A 23,759-nucleotide genomic window follows, 5' to 3' on the forward strand; every position below is an offset into this window, starting at 1 on the left:
GGCGTGGCTCCGGGGGTCAGGCATGTGCGATCCTCCGTCGGCTCCAGATCTGGATGAGGTTGATGGCCAGCAGCATCGCGAAGGAGATCACCAGCATGGCGATCCCGATCGCCGCCGCCGCGTCGTAATTGTATTCCTCTAGCCGGATCACGATCAGCAGCGGCGCGATCTCGGACGTGAACGGCAGGTTCCCGGCGATGAAGATCACCGACCCGTATTCGCCGACCGACCTGGCCATGGCGAGCGCGAAGCCCGTCAGCAGCGCCGGGGTAAGGATCGGCAGGACCACCCGGCGCAGGGTATAGGCCCGGTGTGCGCCAAGCGTGGCGCTGGCCTCTTCCAGCTCGTGGTCGATCTCGGCGATCACCGGCTGCACGGTGCGCACGACAAAGGGCAGCCCGATGAAGATCAGCGCAAGCCAGATGCCGGCCTCGGTATAGGCGACGCGGATGCCGAAGGGTGCCAGCAGCTGCCCGAAGACCCCGTTGGGCGCATAAAGCGCGCCAAGCGCGATGCCGGCCACGGCGGTCGGCAGCGCAAAGGGCAGATCCACTGCCGCGTCGACCAGACCGCGCCCCGGAAACCGGTAGCGCACCAGCACCCAGGCCAGCAGCAGCCCGAAGACCAGGTTGAACAGCGAGGCGATCAGCGCCGCGCGGAACGACAGCGCCAGCGCGGCCCAGATCCGAGGCGTGTCGATCATCTGCCACAGCTCGGCGGGGCCGATGGCAATGCCGCGCCCCAGCAGCGCCCCGATGGGAAGCAGAACCACGACGGACAGCGCCGCCATCGTGATCCCGAAGGTCAGCCCGAACCCCGGAAGGGGCGAGCGCGCGCGCATAAGACCCGCCTTCATGACCTATTGCTCCGAATAGATCTGATCGAACAGCCCGCCGTCGCCGAAGAAGGCGGGCTGCACCTGGTTCCAGCCGCCGAAATCGTCGATGGTGAGGCGCCGCAGATCCGGCAACCGCGCGAGATCCTCGGGCGCCGCCGCAGACGTGTCCCACGCCCGGTAGTAATGTTTCAGCGCCAGCGCCTGCGCCTCGGGGCTGTAGAGATGTTCGAGAAAGGCCTCGGCCGCCACCCTCTGCGCATCGGAGCGGATGTTGCCGTCGACGAGCGCGACGGGCGGCTCGGCCAGCATCGAGACCGACGGCACGATGATGTCGAACGCGTCCTCTCCCTGTTCGGCCAGCGCGAGGAAGGCCTCGTTCTCCCAGGCCAGCAGCACGTCGCCGATCCCGCGTTGCGCGAAGGTGTTGGTCGCCCCGCGCGCCCCGGTGTCCAGAACGGGCACGTTCAGGTAGAGCTCGGAGACATAGGCGCGCATCTTCGCCTCGTCCCCGGCGAATTCCACCTGCGCCCAGGCCCAGGCTGCCATGAAGTTCCACCGCGCCCCGCCCGAGGTCTTGGGGTTCGGCGTGATGACCTCGACGTCGTCGCGCGCCAGATCGCCCCAGTCGGCGATGCCCTTCGGGTTGCCCTCGCGGACGAGGAACACGATGGTCGAGGTGTAGGGCGCGGCATTGTGCGGCAGACGCGATTGCCAGTCTTCGGGGATACGGCCCGTCCGCTCGGCAATGGCCGAAATGTCGGCCGCCAGCGCCAGCGTCACGACGCTTGCGTCCAGCCCGTCGATCACCGCGCGCGCCTGCCCGCCCGAGCCGCCGTGCGACTGACGGACGGTGACCGGGCCATGGCCCTGCGCGCTCCACCATTCGGCGAAAAGCGCGTTGTAGTCGCGGTAGAATTCCCGCGTCGGATCGTAGGAGACGTTCAGGATCTCGACGGCGTCCTGCGCGGCGGCGGGCAGAGAGCCGGCAAGTGTCACGCCGGCCGCGAGCGCGGCCAGGACATTCCGGCGCGACACGCCGCGCTGCGGCTGCCGGCGGTACTGATCATTTCGAAACATGGAGATTACCTCGCTGAGCCTGTCGGGTTTCGTGCCAGGCCGTCGGGGTGATCCTCGGGGGCCTTGGCTCAGGGGGCACCGGCGCCGGCCTGATACCTAAATATCGACAGACTTAGTCGTGTTTTTCAAAGGCAAATCCCTGCCATTCTTTTGCGGCGCGGTAGAAGATTATCCTCCGGCGTGGGGCTCCAGGAGGGGAAACCGCTCCAGAGGACGGGACTCGGCCTGCAGATCGAACAGGGTCAGGGATTCGATCATCACCAGATAGGTGGCGTAGAACCCGCCGAAGACCGCCTTCACGCTGCAGGTCTCCTCGTCACAATTTTCGCATTTCTGGTAGGCGCGGCGCGACAGGCAGGGCAAAGGCGCCAGCGGCCCGTCGATCAGGCGCAGGATCTCGGCAAGCGACACCCGGCGCGAATCCTTGATCAGCTCATAGCCCCCGTTTCGGCCACGCCGGCTGCCGATCACCCCGGCGCGTTTTAGGTCAAGAAGGATATGTTCAAGGAACCGCTTGGGCGCGCCGGAGCGTTCCGCGATCTGTTCGATGCGCAGCGGCCCCGCCTCGCCCGCCTTTTCGTCCGCCAGGACCGTTAGCGCCTTCAGGGCGTATTTCGTCTTGAGGGTGATCATCGGCGCAAGGGTCCTTCGAACAGGCAACCGTCGGTGTTGAGGTTAACACGCCCGGCGGGAAAAGCGAGCCATTTCCAAATACACGATAAACATGATCGACATTTTGGATAAACCTGTCATCATGCATCCGACTCTTCGCGAGCTGGCCCCGCAGGGCCAAGGAGACATGATGACATTCGATCGTATCGACCTGAAGATCCTCGACCTGCTGCAACGGGACGCGACGATGCCCGTGGCCCAGATCTCCGACCAGGTGGGCCTGTCCCAGACGCCCTGCTGGAAACGCATCCAGAGGCACAAGGAGGCCGGGACCATCCGCGCCCGCGTCGCGCTGCTGGATCCGGATGCCTTCGGGCTGAACCTCACGGCGTTCATCATGGTCGAAGCGATGGAGCGCACGCGGGAATGGCGGGCCGAGTTCCTCTCCGTCGTCGCGACCCTCGATGCGGTCCGCGACGTCTATCGGCTTGCCGGAAGCCACGATTTCCTCCTGCGCGTCGTGGTGCCCGACACCGCCGCATTCGATGCTCTTTTGGAGGACCTGACCGCGCGGGCGAGGATCCGAAGTGTCAATTCTCTCTTCGCCCTCGAGCGCGTCGCGGTGCGCCCGCAATTGCCCCTTTCGACGATCGTTCTCGGGCGGTGACACCCGGAAGATGTCCGAAAGCTGGCCATTGCCGCGCAACCGGCGGGCCATGGCCGTTGCCGCAGCTGCAAGCGGGCGCAGCAACCTGCGGTCGGCATTAGCAAGGGACCGCACCTTGTCCGGCTGACAGAGCGCCCCATGCACCGCGCAACATGCCCGGCTCGGACAGCCCTTCGGCACGCGCAGCGCCCGGCGCGCCCGCCCATGCGGCGACGCGGACGCGGTCCTTCGCCGGCAGGGTTCGGCAACACTGCTCTTCATAGTGTCACCGCAACGCATCGAAGTGGCGTTTCAGGCGGCTCCCGCCCTCTGAACACCGAAGTCCTTCCGACCGACCTTGCTATACCCTCGCGTCACGATAGGTTCAGCACAATGAACATCACCGAAAGGCATGCGGCAGAGTGAGACTCGAACTGACTGTTCCAACGAGCCTTCGCGGGCAGACCGAGATGCTGAATGCGCTGGAGGCGGTGGAGGGAGGCAAAGAGACCAAGGACCTGTTGCGTCCAATACTGGAGATCGTGAACCGGGCAGTCTCTACCGGTATCCAGCAGGAATTTTTCTCCAATTTCGAGCACTATGCCAAAGACGCGAACGTCCCGCGGCAGGGGATCGGAGATGTTCGCATCGCGCTCGATCTGCCGGAGGCCGAGCTCGAGGAGGCGCGGGGCGACATGATGGATGTCGCCGTGGCGGGATCCGAATGGATCTGGCAGACCGCGTCGGACGGACGGGCCGCCGCGGTCTTCGAAGTGCTCTGCGACATCCTCGAAGAAGGGCTGGCCCCGGCCGATCAGCAGGCGCTGCTCGACGCCAACCTTGCGGACCTCGCCGGCTGATTGCACGCCGGTCCGACAGCATGGGTGCCGCCCGATGGCGCCCGTTCCCCGGCCAGTTCGGCGGTAAAGACATGCTCCCGCGCCTGATCGCCCCAGTGTGCCCCGATTTCACCCATCTGACCGGACAGGGTCCCGCGTGGTGTTGGGCGACCAGGCACAGGCCGAGCGCCAGAGCTTGAGCGCGAATCGCAGTTTGAATCCTTCAAGTCTTGAAACAGACGCATGCACCTCTAGGATGATCCCTGACTCAACGGCGTCCACCTTAAGACGAGCGTGCGTGGTATCGAATGACGTGCTTCCACCAAGTTGCCGACTACCGATCAAACCAGGCATCGCTCCGCTACGGCGGGCTCTTCGCAGGCGGGCAGCGCCCGGTCCTGCATGACGCGGCCCGGCAGCGCATGACCGTGGAGAAGGCATTCGTGAACGCCGTCTGCGTCGGGCGAGTCCGGTCCACCGGGCATGATATCCGGGTGATCGAGGAAAGGAAGATCTCGGTCATCATTCCAACGGTCGGGACGATCACCTCGGAACTCTCCGACCGGACCCTGCACGCCCGGCCCGGCCAGCTGTTGATCGTCGGTCGCGGGATACGGTCCACACGGGTCATGCCAACCACGCCTGGCACCTACGATGCGATCGTCCTGCTGTTCGACCAGTCCGACCTGACTGGTATGCAGGGCAAAAGCGGTGCCGGTGGGCGGCAACTGACACCCGACACTTTCTTTCAGGTCATCAACGAGACCGCCGCGCCCACCGCGCGGCATTTTCTCCAGTTGGCGCAGATGCTGACCGAAGATCTGGATCCGCTCGCGCAACGTCCCCTGCGGCCGGAAAGCCAGGTCCACTGGCAAGACATCCTGTCGGACAAACTGCTGACCCTCATGCAACCGGACGCTCTGCCCGCGGCCTCCGGATGGGCGGACAGACCGGCGCACCGGCATGTCCGGAAGGCTCTCGAGTTCATGCATGCGGCCTATGAAGACATCGGGACCATCTCGGATATCGCCGTTGCCTGCGGGATTTCCAACCGGACGCTCGAGACAGCGTTCCGCGCCGTCGCTGGCCGAAGCCCTTGGGCGATGCTGACCGACATCCGCCTTGAGCAGGCCCGGAAGCTGCTGCTTTCGGACGACATCGAGATGACAGTCGCATCCGCGGCCTACGCAGCAGGCTTCGGACATCTCGGGCGTTTCGCGAAGGCCTATGCCACCAAATACGGCGAGGCCCCCTCGGCCACACTGGCGCGCCAGCGTTATTAACCAAGGCCTGCGCAATATGGACAGCGACATCGCGATCCGGATTGCACGGCCCGCGCGCCTTCTGTGAACTGACATTCAAGAGATGTGGGCCGGCGCCGGAATGGCGGCCCAAAAGGGGGGCACGCGGCATGCAACGTTTCGGTTTCTCGCGGATCGGTCATGGCCGGTCGCGTGCGCCCTGCCCGGGCTGAAGCCGGTCGGACTGGCGCCGAGGACGCAACTGAGAGCGACATGAGCAAGATCCTGATCCCGCTGCTGTTCCTGATCATCGGCCTGTTTGCCGGCAGCCTCGTCGTGGCCCCGCTGATGACCGGCGCGGCCGCCGGCATCGGCATCGCCACCGGGCTGAGCGCCGGGATCTGTTCGACCGTGAAGGCCGCGATGGATGAAGACCTTCTGACCGCCGAGCAGGTCGACCAGGTCCTGACCCGCGCGGCCTCCAACGTGAGCGGCGCGACGGGCGATGCCGGCGAAATCGTGGGCAGCGCCGCGCAATGCGATGAGATCCTGGCTAAGCTGGCAGAGGTCGGCGGAGAATGAACCGGACCGGAGGCCGGATCGGCTATTCGATCGAATTCGCCATCCGGTAGCCCGGGCGGAGGCGCACGGCAGGATATTTCATGAACAGGAAAGGATTGGTCATGATCGACCGCAAGATCTTCGTCGCCCTCATCGGGCTAGCAGCGGTGGCAGGGTGCATGGAGGACACCGGCGGATCGGCCTCGGCCCCGACGGTCGGCAGCTCCACGGACCTGTCGTCCTTCCAGGGCGCGCGGGCCGGCCAGGCCGAGATGGGCCTGCAGAACCTAGGCTATGAGCCGATCCGAAGCGAAGGGCTGACAACGTGGTGGTTCAACCGCGACACCGGTGCCTGCGCCCGGATCGTGACATCCGACGGGCGCTATTCCGAGGTGACGATGCTTCCCGCCGAGGATTGCTGAGCGTCCCTTTGGACCGTCCGGCAGGCGGCGCAGCCCGGCCCCGGCGTCTGCGCAATCCGGGTCGCGACACTGGCGCGAAGGTGCTTTGTCCAAAGCGTCTCACTCAAGACAGGGGGAGCAAACGCATGAGAGCACGGAACAGATTTAACACCGTCTGCGTCGGGTGGCGTGTCGTCACCAAGGGACGACGCCAATCATGGTCATGAGCAAGAAACGTTTCTCCGCACTGCTCACCTCGGCCGCACTCGGCCTGGCCGCCGGAGCACTGGCGGGTATGACCCCCGCGAGGGCACAGGACAGCGTGCCCATAAGCTTCGCGGCCGGCGCCAGCAGCACGACGATCAACGGCACGATCGTGGGCAACGCGTATATCGACTATGTTCTGGCGGCGCAGGGCGGGCAGACGATGGTCGTATCGCTCGCGGTCACCGGCACCAACGGCAATGGATCCGCCTTTTTCAACATCCTTCCCGCAGGTCAGGACTATCCGGCGCTCTTCAACGGCAGCACCGAGGGCCGGCGCGCAGAGGTCACGCTTCCGTCCAGCGGCAACTGGGCGATCCGGGTCTACCTGATGGGCAACGACGCCGACGCCGGCAAGACCGTCGGATATTCCATCGACGTCTACATCGCACCCGGCGGCCAGTCGCAGAGCACGGGATCGCCGGGATCAAGCCCCTCCGGCCTGTTGCCGGAAGAGGATTTCTTTGTCGTGCGCCTTTCGGGGAGCGGCGGCGTGCTGAACGTCCGGGATGCGCCGCGGCCCAGTGGCCAGAAGATCGGCGAACACCGCAACGGTACCGTTCTGCGCAACGCGGGCGGCTGCACGATGTCGGATGGGCAGCAATGGTGCCAGGTCCAGGCCTCGACCGGCGGCGTGACCGGCTGGGTCGCGGCACGGTTCCTGCGCCTGCCGGGTCCCGGCGACCAGGGCGGGGCCGCGTCCGGTGGCGGTGGGACCGACACGGTTCAGATCGCTGGCGTGCCGGCAAACGATGTCCTGAACGTGCGCAGCGGGCCGGGAACCGGCAACCCGATCGTGGGCGCCCTGGCCAATGGCGACAGGGTCCGCCGGCTGGGGTGTCAGGATGTCGGAGCGTCGCGCTGGTGCGAGATCGAGATGATGACCGACATGCGGGGACGCGGATGGGTCAACGCACGCTACCTGCGATGACATGTTGCGGATCCGGACGGCCACCCCCCTGAGAGAAGGAGACAGACACGATGACCATACGCTTCACCCTGGCGGCCCTTGCCCTTGGCGCGGCCGCGCTGGCCGGCTGCGACGACACAGCAGTCCCCAGCGGCGGAGGCCAGATGGCGCCAAGCCCCGCGGGCCCGCCGTTCATCGAAAGCATGGACGGATCGGTCAGCAACGCGGCCATAAGCAGCTGCAGCAATGCGCTCGATGCCCAGACGGATGGCGCGGTGCGCGTGGTGGGCAGCGAGTTCTCTCAGGCTGCCACCGCCGTCTACATGCGGGTCGGGACCAACGGGGCGCCCTGGCGCTGCCTGGTGTCCAATGACGGATCCAACCCGTCTCTGATGTTCATGGGCAGCGAAGGCAGCCTCTAGGCGGCGACCTCGGACCGGCGGCGGCGCGGCCCGCGCCGCCGCGCGCCCGCCTGTTCAGCGACCGCTGAACCCCCTCGGTCTGCCGGGAAACGCGGACGATCTGTCTGGTCAAGCGCTGCCTGCCAGACCGCTTCGGCAAAATCAGGGTCCGGGCCCGGTTCGGATCAAGCCAACAGCCGGCTGCCTGACGTCGCAGGTGCCCGGCGACACACCGCCCGCTCAAGGCCGCCATTCGACATTATCTGGCGAACGTTCGCATCCGGTCTCCACGGCCCGCAGGGCGCCGGCACGGGGTGCGTCATCCGGACCGATCCGCGCAGGGGGGCACCAGACAACCAGCCGCGTCTTCGACAAAAGTGTCCCATACGAGGCAATGGACACTCCGCAAGCCCGGCGATTACACTTCATGTGTTCTTGAACTAAAGAGGTATCGCGCTTGGATCGTTTACGCCGCAGGCTTTCCGCCGTACTCGCCCTGGACCCCGCCGGCAACGGCCAGAACGCCGCTTCGGAAACCTTCGCTGGCCATCCTTCCGTTCGACAGCCTGTCCGACGAACCGGGCCAGCAGTATTTCTGCGATGGTGTCGCCGAGGACCTCACCACGGCCCTGTCGCGATTTCACTGGCTTTTTGTCGCCGCCCGGAATTCGGCGTTCCGCTACAAGGGCCAGTCCGTCGACGTCAAACAGGCCGGCCGCGAACTGGGCGTGCGTTACGTGCTTGAGGCCAGCGTCCGGTCGGCCGGGGCGCGTGTGCGCATCAATGCCCAGCTTATTGATACCGACCGGCTCGGTCACGTCTGGGCCGATCAGCTTGATGCCGACATGGAAGATCCCTTTGCCGCCCAGGACGAGATCGTCGCCCGTATCGCCTCTACCCTGGCGCCTGAAATCCTGCGCACCGAGATCGCCCGGGCGGCGGACGCAACAGCTTCGCAGCTTGATGCCTGGGGCCACTATTTCCTGGGACTGCGCGGCTATTTCGCGATGACCGAGGCCGAGCTGACAGCGGGGATCGCGCATCTGGAACTGGCCGTCAAAGAGGCCCCGGATTTCGCCATGGCTCATGCCCTGACGGGCCTATGTCATGCGCACAAGGCCATGCATGGCTGGACGCGGCCGGCGCGCGAGGCCTATGCCCTTGCGCGCGACCTGGTGCGCAAGGCCGTGCACATGGCCCCGGCCAGCGCGGAATGCGTCTATGCGCTTGCGTCGGTTCAGCTTTACACGGGCCAGGCGCGCGAAGCGGTCACCACCGCCCGCCGCGCGGTCGAGTTGAATCCGCATTACGCCGACGGCTACGCGATCCTGGGTCATGCGCTGATCTTCTGCGGCGAACTCGACGATGGCATCGCCGCCTGCCAGCGTGCCCTGAAGAGCACCCCAAGGGACTTCCGCGGCAGTTGGCTGCTCGACGCGATCGGGCACGGCTATTACTTCCGCGGCGAATACGAAAAGGCCATCGAACTGTCCCAGAAGGGCCTGCAGCGCGACCCCGGGCTGTTCGGGGCTCTGGTAACACTGGCCTGCGCCAACGCCCGGCTTGGGCGGGACAGAGAGGCCCGGCGCGCCATCGATCAGCTGGTGCGCGACATCCCGCGCTTTTCGCTCTCGGCCGTTCGCAAGAACCCGATGGTCGTCGATCCCGCGCTGATCGAGCAGCTTCTTGACGGACTTCGCCAGGCGGGACTGCCGGAATAGGGCTCATCCGGCCGGCGGTAATGCGCCGTGTCGACCGACAGGATGCCGGACGGCAGATCAGCCGCATGGGACGGAACGTTCGGCAGGTTGCACGCGCCCGAGGCCAGCACAACGGCGCGACTTTGCCAGGTCTCGAGATCGGTTCTGACACGATACCCGGGCGCGTGCCGGCTGACCGAAATCACCCTCCGGCCCGTCAAAACCGGTGCCGATACGGCATGCGCGAAATCACTGATGAAGGCCACCGTCTGGGCCATGTCCATGAACCCGTCCGGGTCGGGCCCGCGATATCCATGCCCCGGAAGCCGGCTGCACCAGTTGGGCGTCAGAAGCCTGAGCGAGTCCCAGCGTTCTGTCCGCCAGCTGTTCGCGACCTCACCCCTTTCCAGCACCACGTGGTCGATCCCGCGCATCGACAGGCAGGCGCTGATGGCCAGCCCCGCATGGCCGGCGCCGACGACGACCACCGTCGTCCGTAGCTGGCTCTGCCAACCCGGCACGGTCCGGGATCAGTCCACGCTGACCGTCACGTTCGTCGGATTGCTGATGATGTCGAACACTGCCGACCGTTTCTGGGACTGCGCCACCAGTGCCTCGATATCTTCACGGCTGGCGTCCGCGTCGACGCGGTAGCGCACGTGGATCCCGTAGAACCCGTTGCGCACGTCGCTGTCGATACCGAGGATCCCGCACAGAACCAACTCGACCGGCGTGGCCCCGTTGTCCTCCGAGGCAAAGAGTTCGGGATGGTCGGTTTCGAAACTGAACTTCCGCCGGTGCGCCTGCGCGGCGCCCAGGCCATGAAACCCCTCGACCGTCTAGGTGCTGTGCGTCCCCGCCCGCCATTCGCACACGGCGGTCCACCGGAACTGCGCGGCTTCGGGCGCATCTGTCAGCGCTTCCCGCGCCTCCAGCAGCGCGGCGACGTTAACCCCGTTGTCTACCGCAACTTCCGCCGTCGTCATGCCATTTACCCACAAGGTACCACACATGTCGACTTTCTCTAAGTCAAAGCCGCAGCCGGGTTGATGCGCTGAGCGCGCGGCAGCCATCCGCGATACCACTTGCGAAAGGTGGTTTTCATCGGACCTTCGCCGGCAGCATCCGGCCAGAGGTGCGATCACTTGGTCCTTTGTGAGACTGGCGGCCGGCCGTCTCAATCAAGTCTACCTCAACAACGCAGGCCGGGCTCGTCGGTCTTGCCCCGATCCCACTTCGCCAAGACCGGCAGATCCGGAAAGTCGAACCAGGTCCGTCGGCTGATGGCGGGATGTCATTCGGTCCGCCGCGTCGTCCCGCTTTTCCGACGGACGCCACGCGGTCCCGGTCAAAGTCGTGTCGCGGGCGAGAGAGCCTTGTGCAGCGTGGTGCTTGCACCGTCGATGCTCTCCGCCAACAGGGTGGCGGTTGTCGGGCCGAGCGTGAACCCCTGATGCCCATGCCCGAAATTTACCCAGAGCCCGGGCTTGCCCGGCACGGCGCCGACCATGGGCAACATGCCCGGCAGGCAGGGTCGCGTCCCGAACCAGTCCGATCCGTCGATCCGCGGGCCAAGCGCGACAAGGTCGCCCACGGCCCGTTCGCCACGGGCGAGTTGCCTGGGATCTGCGGGCGCGCCCGGCGCGACCAGGGCAGCCCCGGAGGTCATGCGCAGGCCCGCGCGCATCGATGACAACACCACGCCATTGTCGGTGTCCAGAAAGGGCCGCCGCAATTGCTGCGGCGCGTCATAATGGGCGTGGTAGCCGCGTTTGAGCACCATCGGAACACGAAGGCCGAACCGCAGCAGTGCCACGCCTGTCCATGGACCAAGGCACAGCACGGCGGTCTCGCCCGTGATCGCACCCTCCGGCCCGGTCAGGCGCCAGCCGGTTTCCGTTCTTGCCAGCGTCGCGGCATCGGCGATCACGATACGCCCGCCGCGCTTCTCGAAAAGCGCGGCGTAGGCGGTTGTCAGGGCGCCCGGGTCCGAGACGCTCCAGCTGTCGGTGAAGTGGATCGCGCCCACGGGGTCGGACCGGAGCGCGGGTTCTTCGCGACGCCAGTCAGCCCCGGAAACAGCGCGGTAACGGACACCGTAGCGATCGGCCAGATGGGCCGCGTAGCCACATTCTTTCTCGAACTTTTCCGGGTTGCGGAACACAAGGGCAAGACCCTGCCGCGCGACGAGGTTTTCCGCCCCCGACGCCGCGATCAGCGGCGCATGATCCTCGGTGGCGCGGGATGTCAGGCGGGCATAGGTCGCGGCCGCCTGCGCATGGTGGGCGGACGAGGACGCGCGCCAGTACCGCCAGAGCGCAGGCGCCATCGACGCCAGCCCCGAGAGCGACCAGGTCACATCATTGGTCCGCCCCAGCGCATGGCGCAACAGCTCCGACGGCGCGCGCGGCATGGGGTAAGGCTCTGCGGCCTCGACCTGAATCACGCCGGCATTGCCAAAGCTGGTTTCCTGCCCCGGCGCGCGCCGGTCGGCGAGCGTGACCGCGTGGCCGCGGTCCTGCAAGGCAAGCGCGGTCGAGACGCCGACCATTCCGGCCCCGATCACCAGGATTTCGGCCATGCCCTGCCTCCTTCGCCCTGCCTTCGTGCGTGGTTATACCTTTGCGATGACCGTTATCTCGACGCAGGCATCCAGCATCAATCCACTAAGCACGGTGGTCCGCACCGGAAGCGGGTCCGAGAAATATTCGGCATAGACCGCGTTGAAGGCCGCGAAATCGGCCTTGTCGGTCAGGTAGCAGGTGCAGGAGACCACGTCCTGCAGGCCAACGCCTTCGCACGCGAGAGTCTTTCCGATGCGCTCCAGGCAGTTGCGGGTCTGCGCCTCGATTCCATCGGGGATCTTGCCCTCGGCGTCAAAACCCAGTTCGCCGGACAGGAACAGCAGGTTGTCGACGCGGCGGGTCTTCGAAAACGGCAGGTTGGGAACGGATGTCATGGGGGTCCTTGTTCGGTCGGGGCATCAGTCGAGACTGGCCTGCGCCTCGCCATGCGACTGCGCCGGGGCGCAGGCCCAGCGGGCGGCAAGGTGGATCAGGATGATGATCATTGCAATCGGCACGATCACGGCGACCCACACCATTGCGATGCCCAGCGTGTCCATCGTCAGCGCCGCCTGACGCGCAAGGTAGCCGCGTGCAAAGCCGCCGCGCAGCCCGATGAAGCAGAAATAGACCGTGGGCAGGACGAATGTCAGCACCGCGGCGGTTTGGATGGCTTCGGCCATCAGGCCAGGCCAGTTCGGGCGCGGGGGAAAGACGCTGGCCATCAGCACCGCGTCCGACCGCGTCTTGAACGACAGGGTCGCGCCCAGCAGGCCGGTCCATACCATCATGTAGCGGGCCACGTCCTCGGTCCAGATGGGCGGCGAGGAAAAGCCATAGCGCGCGATCACCTGGATCATCACCGTGATGAACATGCCGGCCAGGGCGGCCACGGCAACGCCCCGCGCGATGCGGTGCAAAAGGTCGCTCAGTCCGATGATGAAGGCGCGCATGGCGGGTTCCGTCTGTCAGGCTATGCGCGCCCCGCGGCAAACGGGACGCGCGTTTGGGGTCAGCGGGCGTCGGCGGCCAGCGCCTGCCACGCGGCGACGTCATCGGCGGGCATCAGGCCCGAGTCGTAGACCGCCAGAGACTTTTGCCGGAAGGCGTCGCGCTCGGACGCATCGAGTCGTTGCACGGACACACCGGCCTCTTCCAGTGCTTCGAGAGACGAGACCGAAACGCGGTCCAGCCATTCCTGCGTCGCGGAATCGGCGGTCTCGACGGCGGCATCCACGGCAGCGCGTTCTTCGTCGCTCAGGCCATCATACCACATGCGGGATGCCAGAACCGCGCGCGCAGGCATGATGACACCCGCGTCGGCAAAGTTCTTCACGAAGTCGGTCTGGCCGAACATGATCGGCACGAAGGGCGAGTTCAGATAGCCGTCGATCACCCCGGTTTGCAGGCCAGCGGGGACTTCGCCCCAGGGCACGATGGTGCCCGAGCTGCCCCAGGCCTCGTACATGGCGATCTGCGCATCGTCGAGCGCGCGCATCCGCAGGTCGGCCATGTCGGAAGGCGCGCGCACCGCCGTGTCGGTGGTGATGATGCCCGAGGACGGCCCGAGCGGGGCGATGGCCAGCAGCATGGCGTCCTGTGGGGCCAGCGCCTCGTTCACGCGATCAAAGATGGCGCCCTTGTGCAATGCGCGCTGCATGTGGGCTGCATCGTCGAACAGATACGGCAGACGAAGCCCGTAGACGAAGGGCTCGACCTGCGCGACCGAACGGATATCCGACAACGAGATTTCAAGCAGGCCCGTGGTGACCTGGTCGAACTTCTCGGCCTCGTTGCCGACGGCACCGCGCGGCATTTCGCGCACGTCGAACCCGGCCTTGGTCAGCTCGGCGCCGAAGGTGGCCGCCCAGTTATAGGACCCCGAGGTTTCGAGGTCGGGCGCGCTGTCCAGCGCGATCTTCACTTCGGCCGTGGCGGCGGTGGCCGCAAGCATCAGGGCCGACAGGGCAAAGGCTTTGAATTGCATAGAGGTTCCTCCCAGTATGTTTTCAGTTCACGGAAAATCCGGCCAGCCGCGGAACCGTCAGAGTGAGTTCGGGCCAGTAGGCGAGCGCCAGCAGCAGCAGGATCTGCACCGCCACGAAGGGCAGCGCGGCGTAGGCAAGGCGCCAGTAGTTCAGCTCGGTCAGGGCGGCGACCACCACGAGACATTTGCCCAGGGGCGGTGTTATCAGGCCCACACACAGGTTGAAGCACAGGACCACGCCCAGATGCACCGGGTCGATCCCCTGCGCCAGCGCCTGAGGTGCGAACAGCGGGATCAGCAGGGTCATGGCGACGGGCGTGTCCATGAACATGCCCGCGATCAGGAAGATGCCCACCAGGAAGAACAGGTAGCGCGGACCGGTCAGACCGATGGACTCGACCCAGTCGGCCAGCATTTGCGACCAGCCCATCTGCCCCGCAAGGAACCCCAGCACCGAGATCGCCGCGAGGATGATGAAGATCGTCCCCGTCAGCCGCGCCGTGGCCTCGAGCGCGTCGAACAGCATGCGCCATGACAGGCCGGTATAGAACTGGCCCGCGATCAGGGCGAAGAGAACGGCAATGGCCGAGCCTTCGGTCGGCGTGGCAAGGCCCAGCACGAGCGACCCGAGGATGACCACCGGCAGGAGCAGGGCCGGAGCCGCGCGGCGCAGACTGGGCCAGAAGGCGGGCGCATCCGCCGCGGCGCCGCCGGGGTGGTTGCCGATGCGCGCCATGACCGCGTTCAGGACCATCAGCGAGACCGCCAGCAGGATGCCCGGCACGATACCGGCGGCGAACAGCGCCGCGACCGAGGCCCCGGTGAGGCCGCCATAGATGATCATGATGATGGACGGCGGGATGATCGGCCCGATCATCGAAGAGGCCGCCGTGATCGCGCCGGCGTAGTAGGGGCTATAGCCGCGCTCGACCATCTCGGGGACGAATGTCCGCGACAATGCGGCGCTGTCGGCAATGGCCGAGCCCGAGATCCCGGCAAAGAACACGCTGGTCAGCACGTTGACATGGCCCAACCCGCCCCGGAACCGCCCGACCACGGACAGGGCAAAGTCGATCAGGCTGCGGGTGACACCCGCGCGGGTCATGATTTCTGCCGTCAGGATGAACAAGGGCATGGCCATGAAGGCAAAGACATCAAGCTGCGCAAAGATCCGTTGCGGCAGGATCGACAGGAATTGCGCCTTGCCTGCCATCACGAAAGACAGCACCGACACCGCGCCCATCAGGTAGGCAAAGGCCGTCCCGCTGATCAGCAGCAGCACGAAGATGACAGGAATGGGCCACATGATGTCCGGTCCTTTATACCGCGGTCGTCATCTCGGGACCGCCTGCGGTGTTGGTCACCGGCGGATGGGTCACGATCGAGCGCAGGTCGACGGTGCTGCGCTGCAGGGCATCAAGGTCCGGGCGTGGCCGGGCCGTTGCCGGGTCCCGGGCAAAGAACGTCTCGACGCTACGGGCCGCGGCCAGCAGCCCGACATCGCCCCGCACCGGCCCCAGCATCTGCAATCCGAACGGCATGCCCGCCCCGTCGCGTCCGACGGGCAGAGAGATCACCGGCCCGCCACTCATCGAGCCACGATAGGTGAGCGCAAGCCAGCGGTAGTATATGTCCATCTCGGTACCGTCGATGCTGGCAGGATAGGCCTCGGTCCAGGGGAAGGGCGACACGGGAGAGGTGGGCACAAGGATCGCGTCCAGCCCTTCGATCCGCGCATTGAACCTGCGCAGGATACGGGTCTGTTCCAGATGCGCCCACGCCCTGTCCGCAAGGGTCATGGTCCGGCCCAGTTCGACATTGCGGTGGATATGCGGGCCGAAATCATCGGGGAAGGCTCGGGTCGCCTCGTCGAACCCGGCAAGGAAGCTTTCGGCACGCAGGATGTCAAAGGCGCGGTCCATCTCGCCAATGTTCAGATCGACCTCGCGCAGTTCGGCGACGTGAGGGGCAAGCGCCGCGACACGGGCGCGGAAGGTGGCGCGGATATCCGGATCGACCGGCGCGCCGCCGAAATCCTCGCTGATGCCCAGCCGCAGGGACGACAAGGGCACGTCGGGCAAGGCATCGAACCGGGCGGGGTCAGAGGGGCAGGACAGCGGATCGCCTGCGTCAAAGCCATGGCAGGCGCGCAGCATCAGGATCAGGTCGTCCATGTCGCGCGCCATCGGCCCCAGCACCGAGATCGCCGACCAGCCCACGGGCCGTGTCGGATGCGCGATCACGTCGACCGACGGGCGGTAGCCGACAATGCCGCACAGCGCGGCGGGCAACCGCAACGAGCCCCCGGTGTCCGACCCGGTGCAGAGCGGCAGCAAGTCCGCCGCCAGGGCCGCCGCCGATCCGCCCGAAGACCCCCCCGCGACCAGCGCCGGGTTGAACGGGTTGCCGGTTGCGCCCCAGACCGGGTTGCGCGTGTTGCCGCCCGCACCCAGCTCGGGCACGTTCGTCTTGGCCAGCACCGTCGCACCCTGGGAGCGCAGGCGCGCGACCATTGGCAGATCGACCCTGGGGATGTTGCCCCGGGCGCGCGGACTGCCATGGGAGGTCAGCAACCCGGCGGTATCCTGCAGATCCTTGACGCCGATCGGAAGCCCGTCGAGCAGCCCCCTGGGCGTGCCGTCTTTCCAACGGCGGGTCGCCTGCGCCGCCTCGACCGCCGCGCGTTCGCTGTCAAAGGCGGTCAGCGCGTTGATCGCCGGGTTCAGCGCCGAAATGCGGTCCAGGCAGGCTTCGAGGAACACACTGGGAGTCAGAGAGCCATCGGCGAAAGCGGCCATGATGTGCCGCGCGGACATCTGCGCTGAATCGCTTGTCGTCATGCGCCCCGGGCCGTCTCGGCCCGCCCCCCTTTTGAACGTCGGGTGAGGTTACAGGACGATTTTCCCGCGCGATAATGACTTTTGGCTAAGACACATTAACCAAATGGAATGGTCTGACGCTGCGAGGCGGCTTCGATCAGGCACTTCCGGAACAAGGTCGCCGGGCTGTTCACGTCTGTGTCTTCGCTGCGCCAGAAACAGCGCACTTCGGACAAAAGTCCCTTGGTATCAAGCGGCAGGATCACCAGATCCCCCCGGGCCGCATGGGACGCCGCGAGACTGCTGGGGAAGAAGCCCAGGGTCGGCGTCTGCTTGAGCAATTCGATGTTCAGCGACAACGCCGAAGAGGCGATGATGTTGGCCGGCGGGGCCAGACCGTGACCGGCAAACATGGCATCCAGCGCCCGACGGGCGACCGAATTGGCCTGCGGCAGGATCCACGGGCAGGCCGCCGCCTGCGCCCAGGTCATGCTTTCGACGTTGTCCAGCTGTTGCGCGCGCCCGCCGACCACCACCACGGGTTCGCGGAACAACATGGTCTGATCCACGCCCTCGAACGTGTTGGGCTGCCATATCCGCGCGATCAGAAGGTCGATCTGCCCGGCTTCGAGCGATGGAAAGAGCGATACGAAATGCCCCTCGCTGATGGCAATGGTCGAACGGGGGGCACTGCGCTTGAACAGGCTGATCGCGCCCGGCAAAAGGATCGGCGCGACCGAGGCCACCACCCCCACCTGCACCGGCCCCGAGGCCCCGCTGACCATCGCATCAAGGTCGAACGCCGCGCGGTCGATCTGGCCCAGCACAAGACGGGCGTGTTCCGCAAGGCGCTCTCCGACCGGCGTCAGGAACAGGCGATTGCGCTCGCGCGTTACGATCGGCGTGCCCGCGATCTGTTCGAACTCGTTGATCTGCTTGGATACCGCCGGCTGCGTCACGTTCAATGCATCAGCCACACGCGCGACAAGCTTGTGTTCGGCCAGGCCCGCAATCACGCGCAAATGCCGCAAGCTGAGCTGCTTCTTGAAGTGGTCGCTATGGATCTTGTGTCTCCTCGTGTCGGGCCGACAATCGTCAGACAAACGCAAAAACCGACGGCGTGCAATTTCGTATTGCAACACGCGAAGGGCCCTGTCCCAGCTGGCGCCGGGAAACGGGACGGGCTCGGCATGGGAGAACGGCGTTGTGCAGCTGCATTCCACGCATCGTGGTGTTTGTCCGGTCACGACCTGCCCGTCGATATACTTGGTCTGCAAGTGACAGGCGCGGAGATGGATGCCGCGACCAAGGTGCGGATGAAGGACGTGGACGACGCGGCAACCGACGCGAAGAGCAGATCTTGGAAGACCGAAAGCAACGTCACGATCCGCATCATGCAGACGTAAACAGTGCGAATTGTGGCTCGTCAGCCGGATATAGCGCTTCGCGGGCCGCAGGCTGTCAAATTCACGCCTTTCCGGCCCCGCTGGACACCTATATCCAGCAGGCCTTAATTCAAGCAGCGGCCTTCATGATGTCGGCGACCGTCCAGTACGCCTTGCGCCAGGCGGCTTCCTGCTGTGGATCAAGCTTGCCACCGGCAGCGTCCCCAAGTGTCTTGATCAGGGTCGTCCCGACGATCTCATAATGTTCGCGCCGCACACCAAGTTCGGCGTGGACCTGTCCAAGATGGCGTAGAGTCGGAAGGAGCGCATCGAACTGATCCAGCCCCTCCACCACGATTGCCAGCGTTTCCATCAATTTGCGCCCCTGGACCCGGGCGGACGCGTTGAACATGGACTTCGTCTCAGGCGCCGTGCGGAACAGATTGTCGTAAAACAATTCACCTGCGCGATCGCGATCGGCCACGACAGCAAGCCAGCTGGAACGGATGGCTGCGATCTCTGTCTGTGTCAGCATTTGTCGTCTACCTCGGTTTCCATCGGTTTCAGAACCACTCGAACTCTTCCTCGCTCTCCTGTTCGGTCTCCGCGTTGTTGGCCGGGGCCGGGATGTCAGCCGATCCTCGGCACAGGTTGTCGTGGATCTCGCGTTCCTCGGGCACTGAATAAACCGCCCGCAGCGCTTCGGCGGCCTCTCGCGCCTGCGGCACCTTCAGCAGAGCGGGCGCATCCGAAGGCGACAGCCCATCCGACAGCGCCTCGGCCAGGCCCTGCACGGATCGCGCCGCGGATTGCTGCGCGCGCATCTGCTGCGCGCAGCGCGAGAAATCTGCGATCGCGGATGGGCCTATTTCCGTCGTCGCTCTGAGATTGTGGTCGAAATCGCGCCACAGGCACATCATCCGGCCCAATCCCGCGAGCCGGTCTCCGATATCGTCAAGTTCGTCCGCGACGCTGCCTTCGCTCTTTTCGATCGTTCCCACGATTGTCGATCTGACCATCTCGAGGCAGACAACAATGTCCTGACGGGCAGCAAGGCAATGATCGACCAGCTCGCTGATCTGCTTGGCGACATAAGATATCGCCGCGCCCTTCTCGGTGGACGCCCGGCTGCGAAGGGACACGTTGTAACTGCCCAGCTTCATTTCGATATCGACAGCCGATTGCTCGGCCATGACCCGCTGCATGTTGCCCGTGATGTGCCGCAGCTTGCGCAGTTTTCCGTCCAGGATGCGCCGTTCTGCCTGCGATGCGTACAGCTTGGAGAGGCCGGATCCGCACAGATCCTGAAGCGACTGCAGCAAGTCCGCGATATCGGACCCGCCCAGGTGCGACCGCCCCCATTCGACCAGCCCTCCCGTTTTCGCAGACACCTCCGACATCGCCATCGACACACGGTCCAGATCGGTGCCAAGCGCGCGCCCGGCGGCGAACAATTGCGCCGAAACCAGCAGCATGATCAGGTCATGTGCTTCGGGCGCTTCACGTCTCGGCGGGCAGGACGCGATGCCGGCGCGCGCGTGTTCCAGCCTCTGCCGGAAACTGTCGCCGACCTGCAGGGCAGAGATCGCGCGCGACATCAGATCAGAAAGTTGCGTGGTCACACCGGCCACATGGTCGGCGTCCTGCTTGGCGGCATTCAGCCGCGGCACGATCGTCTCCGCAAGGTCAAGAAGATCCGCGCTCAGGCTGGCGAGCGCATCAAGCCCGGCCTCGGCAAAACTCGCCTGCCCGGCCCGAACCTCGCGGGTTTGTCCCAGGATTGCCTGACTGTGCTGGTGAAGTTCCTCGTATCCGGTCCTGCTGCTGGCGGTCAGCTCTCTGATCTTGTGAGAAAAGGCGTGTTCGCCATCCAGGCCGAACTCTTCCTCCACCACCCTTGCAGTGCTGGTGAAGACCTGCAACGTCTGCACCCGGTCCTGAAGCCGCGCCAGAGGCGGCATCGCCGTCTGCAGATTGCTTTCGATCTCGGAAATCGCGCTGCATTCGCGGCCAAAGGCTTCACGGGTCCCGGCGAACTGCCGCGCCATTGCCTTGACGGCAGCCGCGATATCTTCGGCGGACATGGCCATAAGGCCGTCACGATAGGACCCGAGCACACCGACAAGATCGAGTATCTGTGCCTGCCCGGAGGCAAGGGCGTCCGCCGCTTCCGTGAAGACGGCCTCGACCGCGCGAATTTCTTCGTCACAGCCCGCAAGTACTTCATGTGCGCCGGACGCTGGGCTGGCCGAGTTCACCATTCGGTCAATGTCCTCGCTCTTCCGTTCTCAGCACAATCGGCCCCGACACGCATCGGATCGCACGCCAGAGGGCAGGATAGGACAGCGGTCTTAATGTTTGGTTAGACGGGTTCGATCAGGCCAAAGGGCGATTCAGTAACTGGTAAGACTTTGGCGCTAGTGACGGAGCATCCTTGTCACAAAAGGAGGGATGTCATGGCATCGTTCGCAATAGGCGGGATCGAGGAGTGCCGACTTCGTCTTGCCTCCAGTCTGGATGACGGTGTCGAGGTGGTGCGCCTGACCGAGGCGGACACGTTCGACACATGCGGTGCCCAGCTGCTGGCCAGTGCGGTCCAGACAGCCAGGTCGCGCGGCAGGGACCTGGCGATACAGATGCCCGAGGGGGGCGAAGCGCTGCGCCTGTGGCAGTCGCTCGGTCTGGATGCACTCTGCCGGGCCGAACCCGTCACCACGGGCTTCACTGCCCCAGAGGGCGGCACGTCATGAGCGGCGAAATCCTGGTGATAGACGATTCCGATTCGGTCAGGCGCCTCGTCACTTCGGCGCTGCGACTGGCCGGCTATCAGACGGTCGAGGCGCCGGACGGCCAGATCGGGCTGGACAAGGCGCGCTCAAAGATGCCGTCGGCGGTGATCACCGACCAGAACATGCCAAACCTTGACGGAATAGGCTTCATCCGGGCCTTCCGCCAATTGCCCGGCAGCGCCGGCGTGCCGGTCATTTTCCTGTCCACGGAAAATGCGGACACCTTGAAGCACAAGGCGCGGGAAGCCGGGGCAATCGGCTGGATGACCAAGCCCTTCGACGACCGCAAGCTGATGAGCGTGGTGCAGAAAGTGCTGGGCAGATGACCGACGAGACCGAAGAGCTGTTCCAGATCGAGGCCCGCCAACTGGCTGAAAGTCTCGAAGCCGGATTGCTCGACATGAAGTCGCGCCCGGATGACAAGGCGCTGATCGACAGTGTGTTCCGCGACCTGCACACGCTCAAGGGCACGGGCGCGATGTTCGGCCAGACCGAACTTGCGCAGTTCCTGCACAATTTCGAAACGGCGTTCGAAGCGGTGCGCGATGGCCAGTTCCCCGTCACGCCGGTGCTGATCAACCTGGGTCTCAGGGCGCGCGATCACGCGGTCAGCCTTCTGGAAGGAGGTCCGCCCGACGCCGGCGCGCCTCTGCTGGCCGAGCTCGACGCGCTGGTCACGGGCGCCGTGCCTGCCGACACCGACGCGCCGGCAGACTGGCGGTTGACCTTCCGCCTGGCGCCCGATTGCCTGGTCCTGGGAACCAGGCCGCACACATTGCTCGATGAATTGCGCGAGATGGGCGCGTCGGACATCGAACCTCTGCTGGACAGGCTTCCGGATCTGCCGGACCTCCGCCCCGACCTGTTGCACATCGGCTGGCGCATGGTCCTGCCCGGTTCACGGACCGAGGAGGAGATCCGCGAGGTCTTCGTGTTCAATGAAACGGAGCTTGTGTTCGACCTCAGCCGCGCCACAGAGGATCCGACGCCCCACGTCAAGGAAACGGCGCCATCGCCACAGGGTGGCTCGGCCGCGCCGGAACGCGCGATGATGCGCGTCCCGGCAGAGCGTCTGGATGAAATGATGGACCGGGTCGGCGAACTGGTGATCGCCGAGGCGCGCCTGTCAGAGCTGGTCGCCCAGGCGGGAAATCCGCAACTGGTTGCCGTCGCCGAGGAAATCCAGAGGCTTGCGACGGGGATGCGCGAAACGACCATGTCCATCCGCATGACACCGATCGGGTCGATCACCGGTCGGTTCCGGCGCCTGATCCACGATCTGAACACAACGCTGGGCAAGCAGATAGAATTCGAGACCGACGGCGAAGACACCAAGCTGGACAAGACCGTGATCGAGATGCTCGCCGACCCGCTCATGCATCTGATCCGCAATGCCGCCGATCACGGCCTGGAGGCCGCCCCGGACCGCCGGGCGATGGGCAAGCCCGATACCGGCACGATACGGCTCGCTGCACGCTATTCCGGGGCCGAGGTGGTGATCACCCTGTCGGACGACGGACGCGGCCTGGACCCCGACCGTATCCGCGCCCGGGCCGAGGCGCGAGGCCTGATCGCGCCGGATGCCGACATGGATGTCGCCAAGATCCAGGCCCTGATCCTGGAACCCGGGTTTTCCACCGCCGATACCGTCACGGAACTGTCCGGGCGTGGTGTCGGGATGGATGTGGTCAAACGCACCATGGAGCAATTGCGTGCCAGCATCGACATTGAAAGCGAACCCGGCCACGGCACGCAGATCCACATGCGCCTTCCCCTGACGCTGGCAATCATCGACGGGCTGCTGGTTGAAATCGCGGGCGAAAGGTACACGATCCCCCTTCTGGCCGTAGAGCACATCATCGAACTGCCCGAGGACCACGCGGCTCACGACGACGGCACGAGGTTCCTGAACATCCGCGACCAGCTGGTGCCCTTCCTGCGCATGCGCGACCTGCTGGACAGCTCGGGCCCTCCCGCTCCCTTCCAGAAGGTGATCGTGGTAACAGCCGGCGAATTGCGTGTCGGCCTGACCGTCGACCGGATCATCGGCTCCAGCCAGACGGTGATCAAGCAGCTCTCGCCGTTGCACAGCGGGCTTAAGATCTTCTCCGGGGCAACGATCCTTGGCGACGGGTCCGTCGCCCTGATCCTCGATGTCCCCCAACTGGTCGCGTTCGGGCAGAGCCGCGAAAGCATGGAGGCCGCCTGATGCAGTCAGCGACCGCTCATGCCCCCCAGACCCCGGGCCACAGCGACAAGACGATGGTCACGCTCAGCCTGGGCGGCGGGCTTGTTGCTGTTCCAACCGCCATCCTGCGCGAAGTGATCGAACCCGGAACGATCACCCGCGTGCCCAATGCCCACGGCTTTGCCAAGGGCCTGATCAACGTCCGCGGCATGGTCGTCCCCCTGACCGACCTGCGCATCCCACTTCGGATGCCGATCCGCCCGCCGGACGAGGATACTCGCATCCTCGTGCTCGAACTCATGCTGGACGGCCGGCCTTCGGTCGTCGGCATCCTGGCCGAACAGGTGCATGAGGTGACGGATGTCGCGGGGGCCAGCCTTGAAGACGTTCCAAGCGTCGGTGCCCGCTGGCCCCGCCAGTTCGTCCAGGCCATCGGCCGAAAGGACAGCCGCTTTTTCATCATTCCCGACCTCGCTGCGATCTTCGCGGGCCACCTGGCTGGCTCCGACATCGCTGCCCTCCAAAATTAAGGACCAG

Annotated in this window: 26 protein-coding genes; 12 read left to right on the forward strand and 14 right to left on the reverse strand. The window is 65.4% G+C overall.

From position 1 onward, the window contains the following. Window positions 1–16: 16 nt before the first annotated feature. From cysT to ATO3_RS12330, 3 genes are all read right to left on the reverse strand, one after another. Window positions 17–856, reverse strand: a complete 840-nt coding sequence (cysT, locus tag ATO3_RS12320; protein ID WP_088650163.1) for a sulfate ABC transporter permease subunit CysT — start codon at window positions 854–856, stop codon at window positions 17–19. A gap of 3 nt (window positions 857–859) precedes the next feature. Then, entirely contained in the window at window positions 860–1,915 is a 1,056-nt protein-coding gene (locus tag ATO3_RS12325) for a sulfate ABC transporter substrate-binding protein (protein ID WP_088650164.1), read from the reverse strand. 168 nt (window positions 1,916–2,083) lie between these two features. Then, window positions 2,084–2,548 (reverse strand): RrF2 family transcriptional regulator, encoded by a 465-nt coding sequence (locus ATO3_RS12330; RefSeq protein ID WP_088650165.1) that lies wholly within the window; start codon window positions 2,546–2,548, stop codon window positions 2,084–2,086. 169 nt (window positions 2,549–2,717) lie between these two features. Between ATO3_RS12330 and ATO3_RS12335 the strand changes: the two genes are divergently transcribed. From ATO3_RS12335 to ATO3_RS12365, 7 genes are all read left to right on the forward strand, one after another. Next, the gene (locus ATO3_RS12335) at window positions 2,718–3,194 is read left to right on the forward strand and encodes an Lrp/AsnC family transcriptional regulator (protein WP_233152122.1); all 477 of its coding nucleotides are present in this window, start codon (window positions 2,718–2,720) and stop codon (window positions 3,192–3,194) included. Window positions 3,195–3,643: 449 nt separating this feature from the next. Beyond that, window positions 3,644–4,033, forward strand: a complete 390-nt coding sequence (locus ATO3_RS12340) for a hypothetical protein (protein WP_088650167.1) — start codon at window positions 3,644–3,646, stop codon at window positions 4,031–4,033. A gap of 401 nt (window positions 4,034–4,434) precedes the next feature. Next, entirely contained in the window at window positions 4,435–5,295 is an 861-nt protein-coding gene (locus ATO3_RS12345) for an AraC family transcriptional regulator (protein WP_158217953.1), read from the forward strand. Between the two features lie 231 nt (window positions 5,296–5,526). Continuing rightward, window positions 5,527–5,835 (forward strand): hypothetical protein, encoded by a 309-nt coding sequence (locus ATO3_RS12350; protein WP_088650169.1) that lies wholly within the window; start codon window positions 5,527–5,529, stop codon window positions 5,833–5,835. A 101-nt stretch (window positions 5,836–5,936) separates the two neighbouring features. Beyond that, on the forward strand, window positions 5,937–6,236 hold the full coding sequence (locus ATO3_RS12355) for a hypothetical protein (RefSeq protein ID WP_088650170.1): 300 nt from the start codon (window positions 5,937–5,939) through the stop codon (window positions 6,234–6,236). Between the two features lie 202 nt (window positions 6,237–6,438). Further along, complete coding sequence (locus ATO3_RS12360) at window positions 6,439–7,410, forward strand: SH3 domain-containing protein (RefSeq protein ID WP_233152123.1); 972 nt, start codon at window positions 6,439–6,441, stop codon at window positions 7,408–7,410. A 50-nt stretch (window positions 7,411–7,460) separates the two neighbouring features. Beyond that, window positions 7,461–7,811, forward strand: coding sequence for a hypothetical protein (locus ATO3_RS12365; RefSeq protein ID WP_198963266.1), 351 nt, complete (start codon window positions 7,461–7,463; stop codon window positions 7,809–7,811). Between the two features lie 1,576 nt (window positions 7,812–9,387). On the opposite strand, the gene ATO3_RS29175 is transcribed toward ATO3_RS12365, so the two are convergent. Together ATO3_RS29175 and ATO3_RS29010 are read right to left on the reverse strand one after the other, a co-directional pair. Next, the gene (locus ATO3_RS29175) at window positions 9,388–10,011 is read right to left on the reverse strand and encodes an NAD(P)-binding domain-containing protein (RefSeq protein ID WP_088650171.1); all 624 of its coding nucleotides are present in this window, start codon (window positions 10,009–10,011) and stop codon (window positions 9,388–9,390) included. A 9-nt stretch (window positions 10,012–10,020) separates the two neighbouring features. Further along, complete coding sequence (locus tag ATO3_RS29010) at window positions 10,021–10,212, reverse strand: OsmC family protein (protein WP_198963267.1); 192 nt, start codon at window positions 10,210–10,212, stop codon at window positions 10,021–10,023. Window positions 10,213–10,257: 45 nt separating this feature from the next. Between ATO3_RS29010 and ATO3_RS29015 the strand changes: the two genes are divergently transcribed. Next, on the forward strand, window positions 10,258–10,518 hold the full coding sequence (locus ATO3_RS29015; RefSeq protein WP_198963268.1) for a hypothetical protein: 261 nt from the start codon (window positions 10,258–10,260) through the stop codon (window positions 10,516–10,518). A 320-nt stretch (window positions 10,519–10,838) separates the two neighbouring features. On the opposite strand, the gene ATO3_RS12380 is transcribed toward ATO3_RS29015, so the two are convergent. From ATO3_RS12380 to ATO3_RS12420, 9 genes are all read right to left on the reverse strand, one after another. After that, complete coding sequence (locus tag ATO3_RS12380) at window positions 10,839–12,071, reverse strand: NAD(P)/FAD-dependent oxidoreductase (protein ID WP_088650172.1); 1,233 nt, start codon at window positions 12,069–12,071, stop codon at window positions 10,839–10,841. Window positions 12,072–12,104: 33 nt separating this feature from the next. Next, on the reverse strand, window positions 12,105–12,449 hold the full coding sequence (locus tag ATO3_RS12385) for a RidA family protein (protein ID WP_088650173.1): 345 nt from the start codon (window positions 12,447–12,449) through the stop codon (window positions 12,105–12,107). Between the two features lie 24 nt (window positions 12,450–12,473). Next, the gene (locus ATO3_RS12390; RefSeq protein WP_088650174.1) at window positions 12,474–13,007 is read right to left on the reverse strand and encodes a TRAP transporter small permease; all 534 of its coding nucleotides are present in this window, start codon (window positions 13,005–13,007) and stop codon (window positions 12,474–12,476) included. A gap of 59 nt (window positions 13,008–13,066) precedes the next feature. Next, window positions 13,067–14,041 carry a TRAP transporter substrate-binding protein gene (locus ATO3_RS12395; RefSeq protein WP_088650175.1) on the reverse strand — a complete coding sequence of 325 codons (975 nt, stop codon included), beginning with the start codon at window positions 14,039–14,041 and terminating at the stop codon, window positions 13,067–13,069. Between the two features lie 22 nt (window positions 14,042–14,063). Then, on the reverse strand, window positions 14,064–15,347 hold the full coding sequence (locus tag ATO3_RS12400; RefSeq protein WP_088650176.1) for a TRAP transporter large permease: 1,284 nt from the start codon (window positions 15,345–15,347) through the stop codon (window positions 14,064–14,066). 13 nt (window positions 15,348–15,360) lie between these two features. Then, window positions 15,361–16,881 carry an amidase gene (locus tag ATO3_RS12405; protein WP_088650177.1) on the reverse strand — a complete coding sequence of 507 codons (1,521 nt, stop codon included), beginning with the start codon at window positions 16,879–16,881 and terminating at the stop codon, window positions 15,361–15,363. A 95-nt stretch (window positions 16,882–16,976) separates the two neighbouring features. Continuing rightward, on the reverse strand, window positions 16,977–18,137 hold the full coding sequence (locus ATO3_RS12410; RefSeq protein WP_233152124.1) for a LysR family transcriptional regulator: 1,161 nt from the start codon (window positions 18,135–18,137) through the stop codon (window positions 16,977–16,979). A 238-nt stretch (window positions 18,138–18,375) separates the two neighbouring features. Next, window positions 18,376–18,780: a globin domain-containing protein gene (locus ATO3_RS12415; protein ID WP_088650178.1), complete on the reverse strand. Its 405-nt coding sequence runs from the start codon at window positions 18,778–18,780 to the stop codon at window positions 18,376–18,378. 28 nt (window positions 18,781–18,808) lie between these two features. Further along, window positions 18,809–20,506: a hypothetical protein gene (locus ATO3_RS12420; RefSeq protein ID WP_088650179.1), complete on the reverse strand. Its 1,698-nt coding sequence runs from the start codon at window positions 20,504–20,506 to the stop codon at window positions 18,809–18,811. 195 nt (window positions 20,507–20,701) lie between these two features. On the opposite strand from ATO3_RS12420, the gene ATO3_RS12425 reads away from it, so the two are divergent. From ATO3_RS12425 to ATO3_RS12440, 4 genes are read left to right on the forward strand one after another with little or no spacing between them, the layout of a single operon-like run. Continuing rightward, window positions 20,702–20,995 carry an anti-sigma factor antagonist gene (locus ATO3_RS12425; RefSeq protein ID WP_088650180.1) on the forward strand — a complete coding sequence of 98 codons (294 nt, stop codon included), beginning with the start codon at window positions 20,702–20,704 and terminating at the stop codon, window positions 20,993–20,995. Beyond that, the gene (locus ATO3_RS12430) at window positions 20,992–21,360 is read left to right on the forward strand and encodes a response regulator (RefSeq protein ID WP_088650181.1); all 369 of its coding nucleotides are present in this window, start codon (window positions 20,992–20,994) and stop codon (window positions 21,358–21,360) included. Before ATO3_RS12425 ends, ATO3_RS12430 begins: the two co-directional genes overlap by 4 nt. Beyond that, window positions 21,357–23,243: a chemotaxis protein CheA gene (locus tag ATO3_RS12435; protein ID WP_088650182.1), complete on the forward strand. Its 1,887-nt coding sequence runs from the start codon at window positions 21,357–21,359 to the stop codon at window positions 23,241–23,243. The genes ATO3_RS12430 and ATO3_RS12435 overlap by 4 nt, the downstream gene beginning before the upstream one ends. After that, on the forward strand, window positions 23,243–23,752 hold the full coding sequence (locus ATO3_RS12440) for a chemotaxis protein CheW (protein ID WP_088650183.1): 510 nt from the start codon (window positions 23,243–23,245) through the stop codon (window positions 23,750–23,752). The genes ATO3_RS12435 and ATO3_RS12440 overlap by 1 nt, the downstream gene beginning before the upstream one ends. Window positions 23,753–23,759 lie beyond the last annotated feature (7 nt).

This window comes from Marinibacterium profundimaris (assembly GCF_002210095.1).
Taxonomy (GTDB): Bacteria; Pseudomonadota; Alphaproteobacteria; order Rhodobacterales; family Rhodobacteraceae; genus Marinibacterium; species Marinibacterium profundimaris.

What these genes read in the sequence shown, in the direction of transcription:
- ATO3_RS12355 (WP_088650170.1), top strand. Translation starts at nt 5,937, where the DNA reads ATGATCGACCGCAAGATCTTCGTCGCCCTCATCGGGCTAGCAGCGGTG.
- ATO3_RS12400 (WP_088650176.1), bottom strand. Translation starts at nt 15,347, where the DNA reads ATGTGGCCCATTCCTGTCATCTTCGTGCTGCTGCTGATCAGCGGGACG.
- ATO3_RS12390 (WP_088650174.1), bottom strand. Translation starts at nt 13,007, where the DNA reads ATGCGCGCCTTCATCATCGGACTGAGCGACCTTTTGCACCGCATCGCG.
- ATO3_RS12345 (WP_158217953.1), top strand. Translation starts at nt 4,435, where the DNA reads ATGACCGTGGAGAAGGCATTCGTGAACGCCGTCTGCGTCGGGCGAGTC.
- ATO3_RS12385 (WP_088650173.1), bottom strand. Translation starts at nt 12,449, where the DNA reads ATGACATCCGTTCCCAACCTGCCGTTTTCGAAGACCCGCCGCGTCGAC.
- ATO3_RS29015 (WP_198963268.1), top strand. Translation starts at nt 10,258, where the DNA reads ATGGTCGGTTTCGAAACTGAACTTCCGCCGGTGCGCCTGCGCGGCGCC.
- ATO3_RS12420 (WP_088650179.1), bottom strand. Translation starts at nt 20,506, where the DNA reads ATGGTGAACTCGGCCAGCCCAGCGTCCGGCGCACATGAAGTACTTGCG.
- ATO3_RS12395 (WP_088650175.1), bottom strand. Translation starts at nt 14,041, where the DNA reads ATGCAATTCAAAGCCTTTGCCCTGTCGGCCCTGATGCTTGCGGCCACC.
- ATO3_RS12360 (WP_233152123.1), top strand. Translation starts at nt 6,439, where the DNA reads ATGAGCAAGAAACGTTTCTCCGCACTGCTCACCTCGGCCGCACTCGGC.
- cysT (WP_088650163.1), bottom strand. Translation starts at nt 856, where the DNA reads ATGAAGGCGGGTCTTATGCGCGCGCGCTCGCCCCTTCCGGGGTTCGGG.
- ATO3_RS12440 (WP_088650183.1), top strand. Translation starts at nt 23,243, where the DNA reads ATGCAGTCAGCGACCGCTCATGCCCCCCAGACCCCGGGCCACAGCGAC.
- ATO3_RS12435 (WP_088650182.1), top strand. Translation starts at nt 21,357, where the DNA reads ATGACCGACGAGACCGAAGAGCTGTTCCAGATCGAGGCCCGCCAACTG.
- ATO3_RS12365 (WP_198963266.1), top strand. Translation starts at nt 7,461, where the DNA reads ATGACCATACGCTTCACCCTGGCGGCCCTTGCCCTTGGCGCGGCCGCG.
- ATO3_RS12325 (WP_088650164.1), bottom strand. Translation starts at nt 1,915, where the DNA reads ATGTTTCGAAATGATCAGTACCGCCGGCAGCCGCAGCGCGGCGTGTCG.
- ATO3_RS12330 (WP_088650165.1), bottom strand. Translation starts at nt 2,548, where the DNA reads ATGATCACCCTCAAGACGAAATACGCCCTGAAGGCGCTAACGGTCCTG.
- ATO3_RS12415 (WP_088650178.1), bottom strand. Translation starts at nt 18,780, where the DNA reads ATGCTGACACAGACAGAGATCGCAGCCATCCGTTCCAGCTGGCTTGCT.
- ATO3_RS12350 (WP_088650169.1), top strand. Translation starts at nt 5,527, where the DNA reads ATGAGCAAGATCCTGATCCCGCTGCTGTTCCTGATCATCGGCCTGTTT.
- ATO3_RS12405 (WP_088650177.1), bottom strand. Translation starts at nt 16,881, where the DNA reads ATGACGACAAGCGATTCAGCGCAGATGTCCGCGCGGCACATCATGGCC.
- ATO3_RS12335 (WP_233152122.1), top strand. Translation starts at nt 2,718, where the DNA reads ATGACATTCGATCGTATCGACCTGAAGATCCTCGACCTGCTGCAACGG.
- ATO3_RS12380 (WP_088650172.1), bottom strand. Translation starts at nt 12,071, where the DNA reads ATGGCCGAAATCCTGGTGATCGGGGCCGGAATGGTCGGCGTCTCGACC.
- ATO3_RS12430 (WP_088650181.1), top strand. Translation starts at nt 20,992, where the DNA reads ATGAGCGGCGAAATCCTGGTGATAGACGATTCCGATTCGGTCAGGCGC.
- ATO3_RS12425 (WP_088650180.1), top strand. Translation starts at nt 20,702, where the DNA reads ATGGCATCGTTCGCAATAGGCGGGATCGAGGAGTGCCGACTTCGTCTT.
- ATO3_RS12340 (WP_088650167.1), top strand. Translation starts at nt 3,644, where the DNA reads ATGCTGAATGCGCTGGAGGCGGTGGAGGGAGGCAAAGAGACCAAGGAC.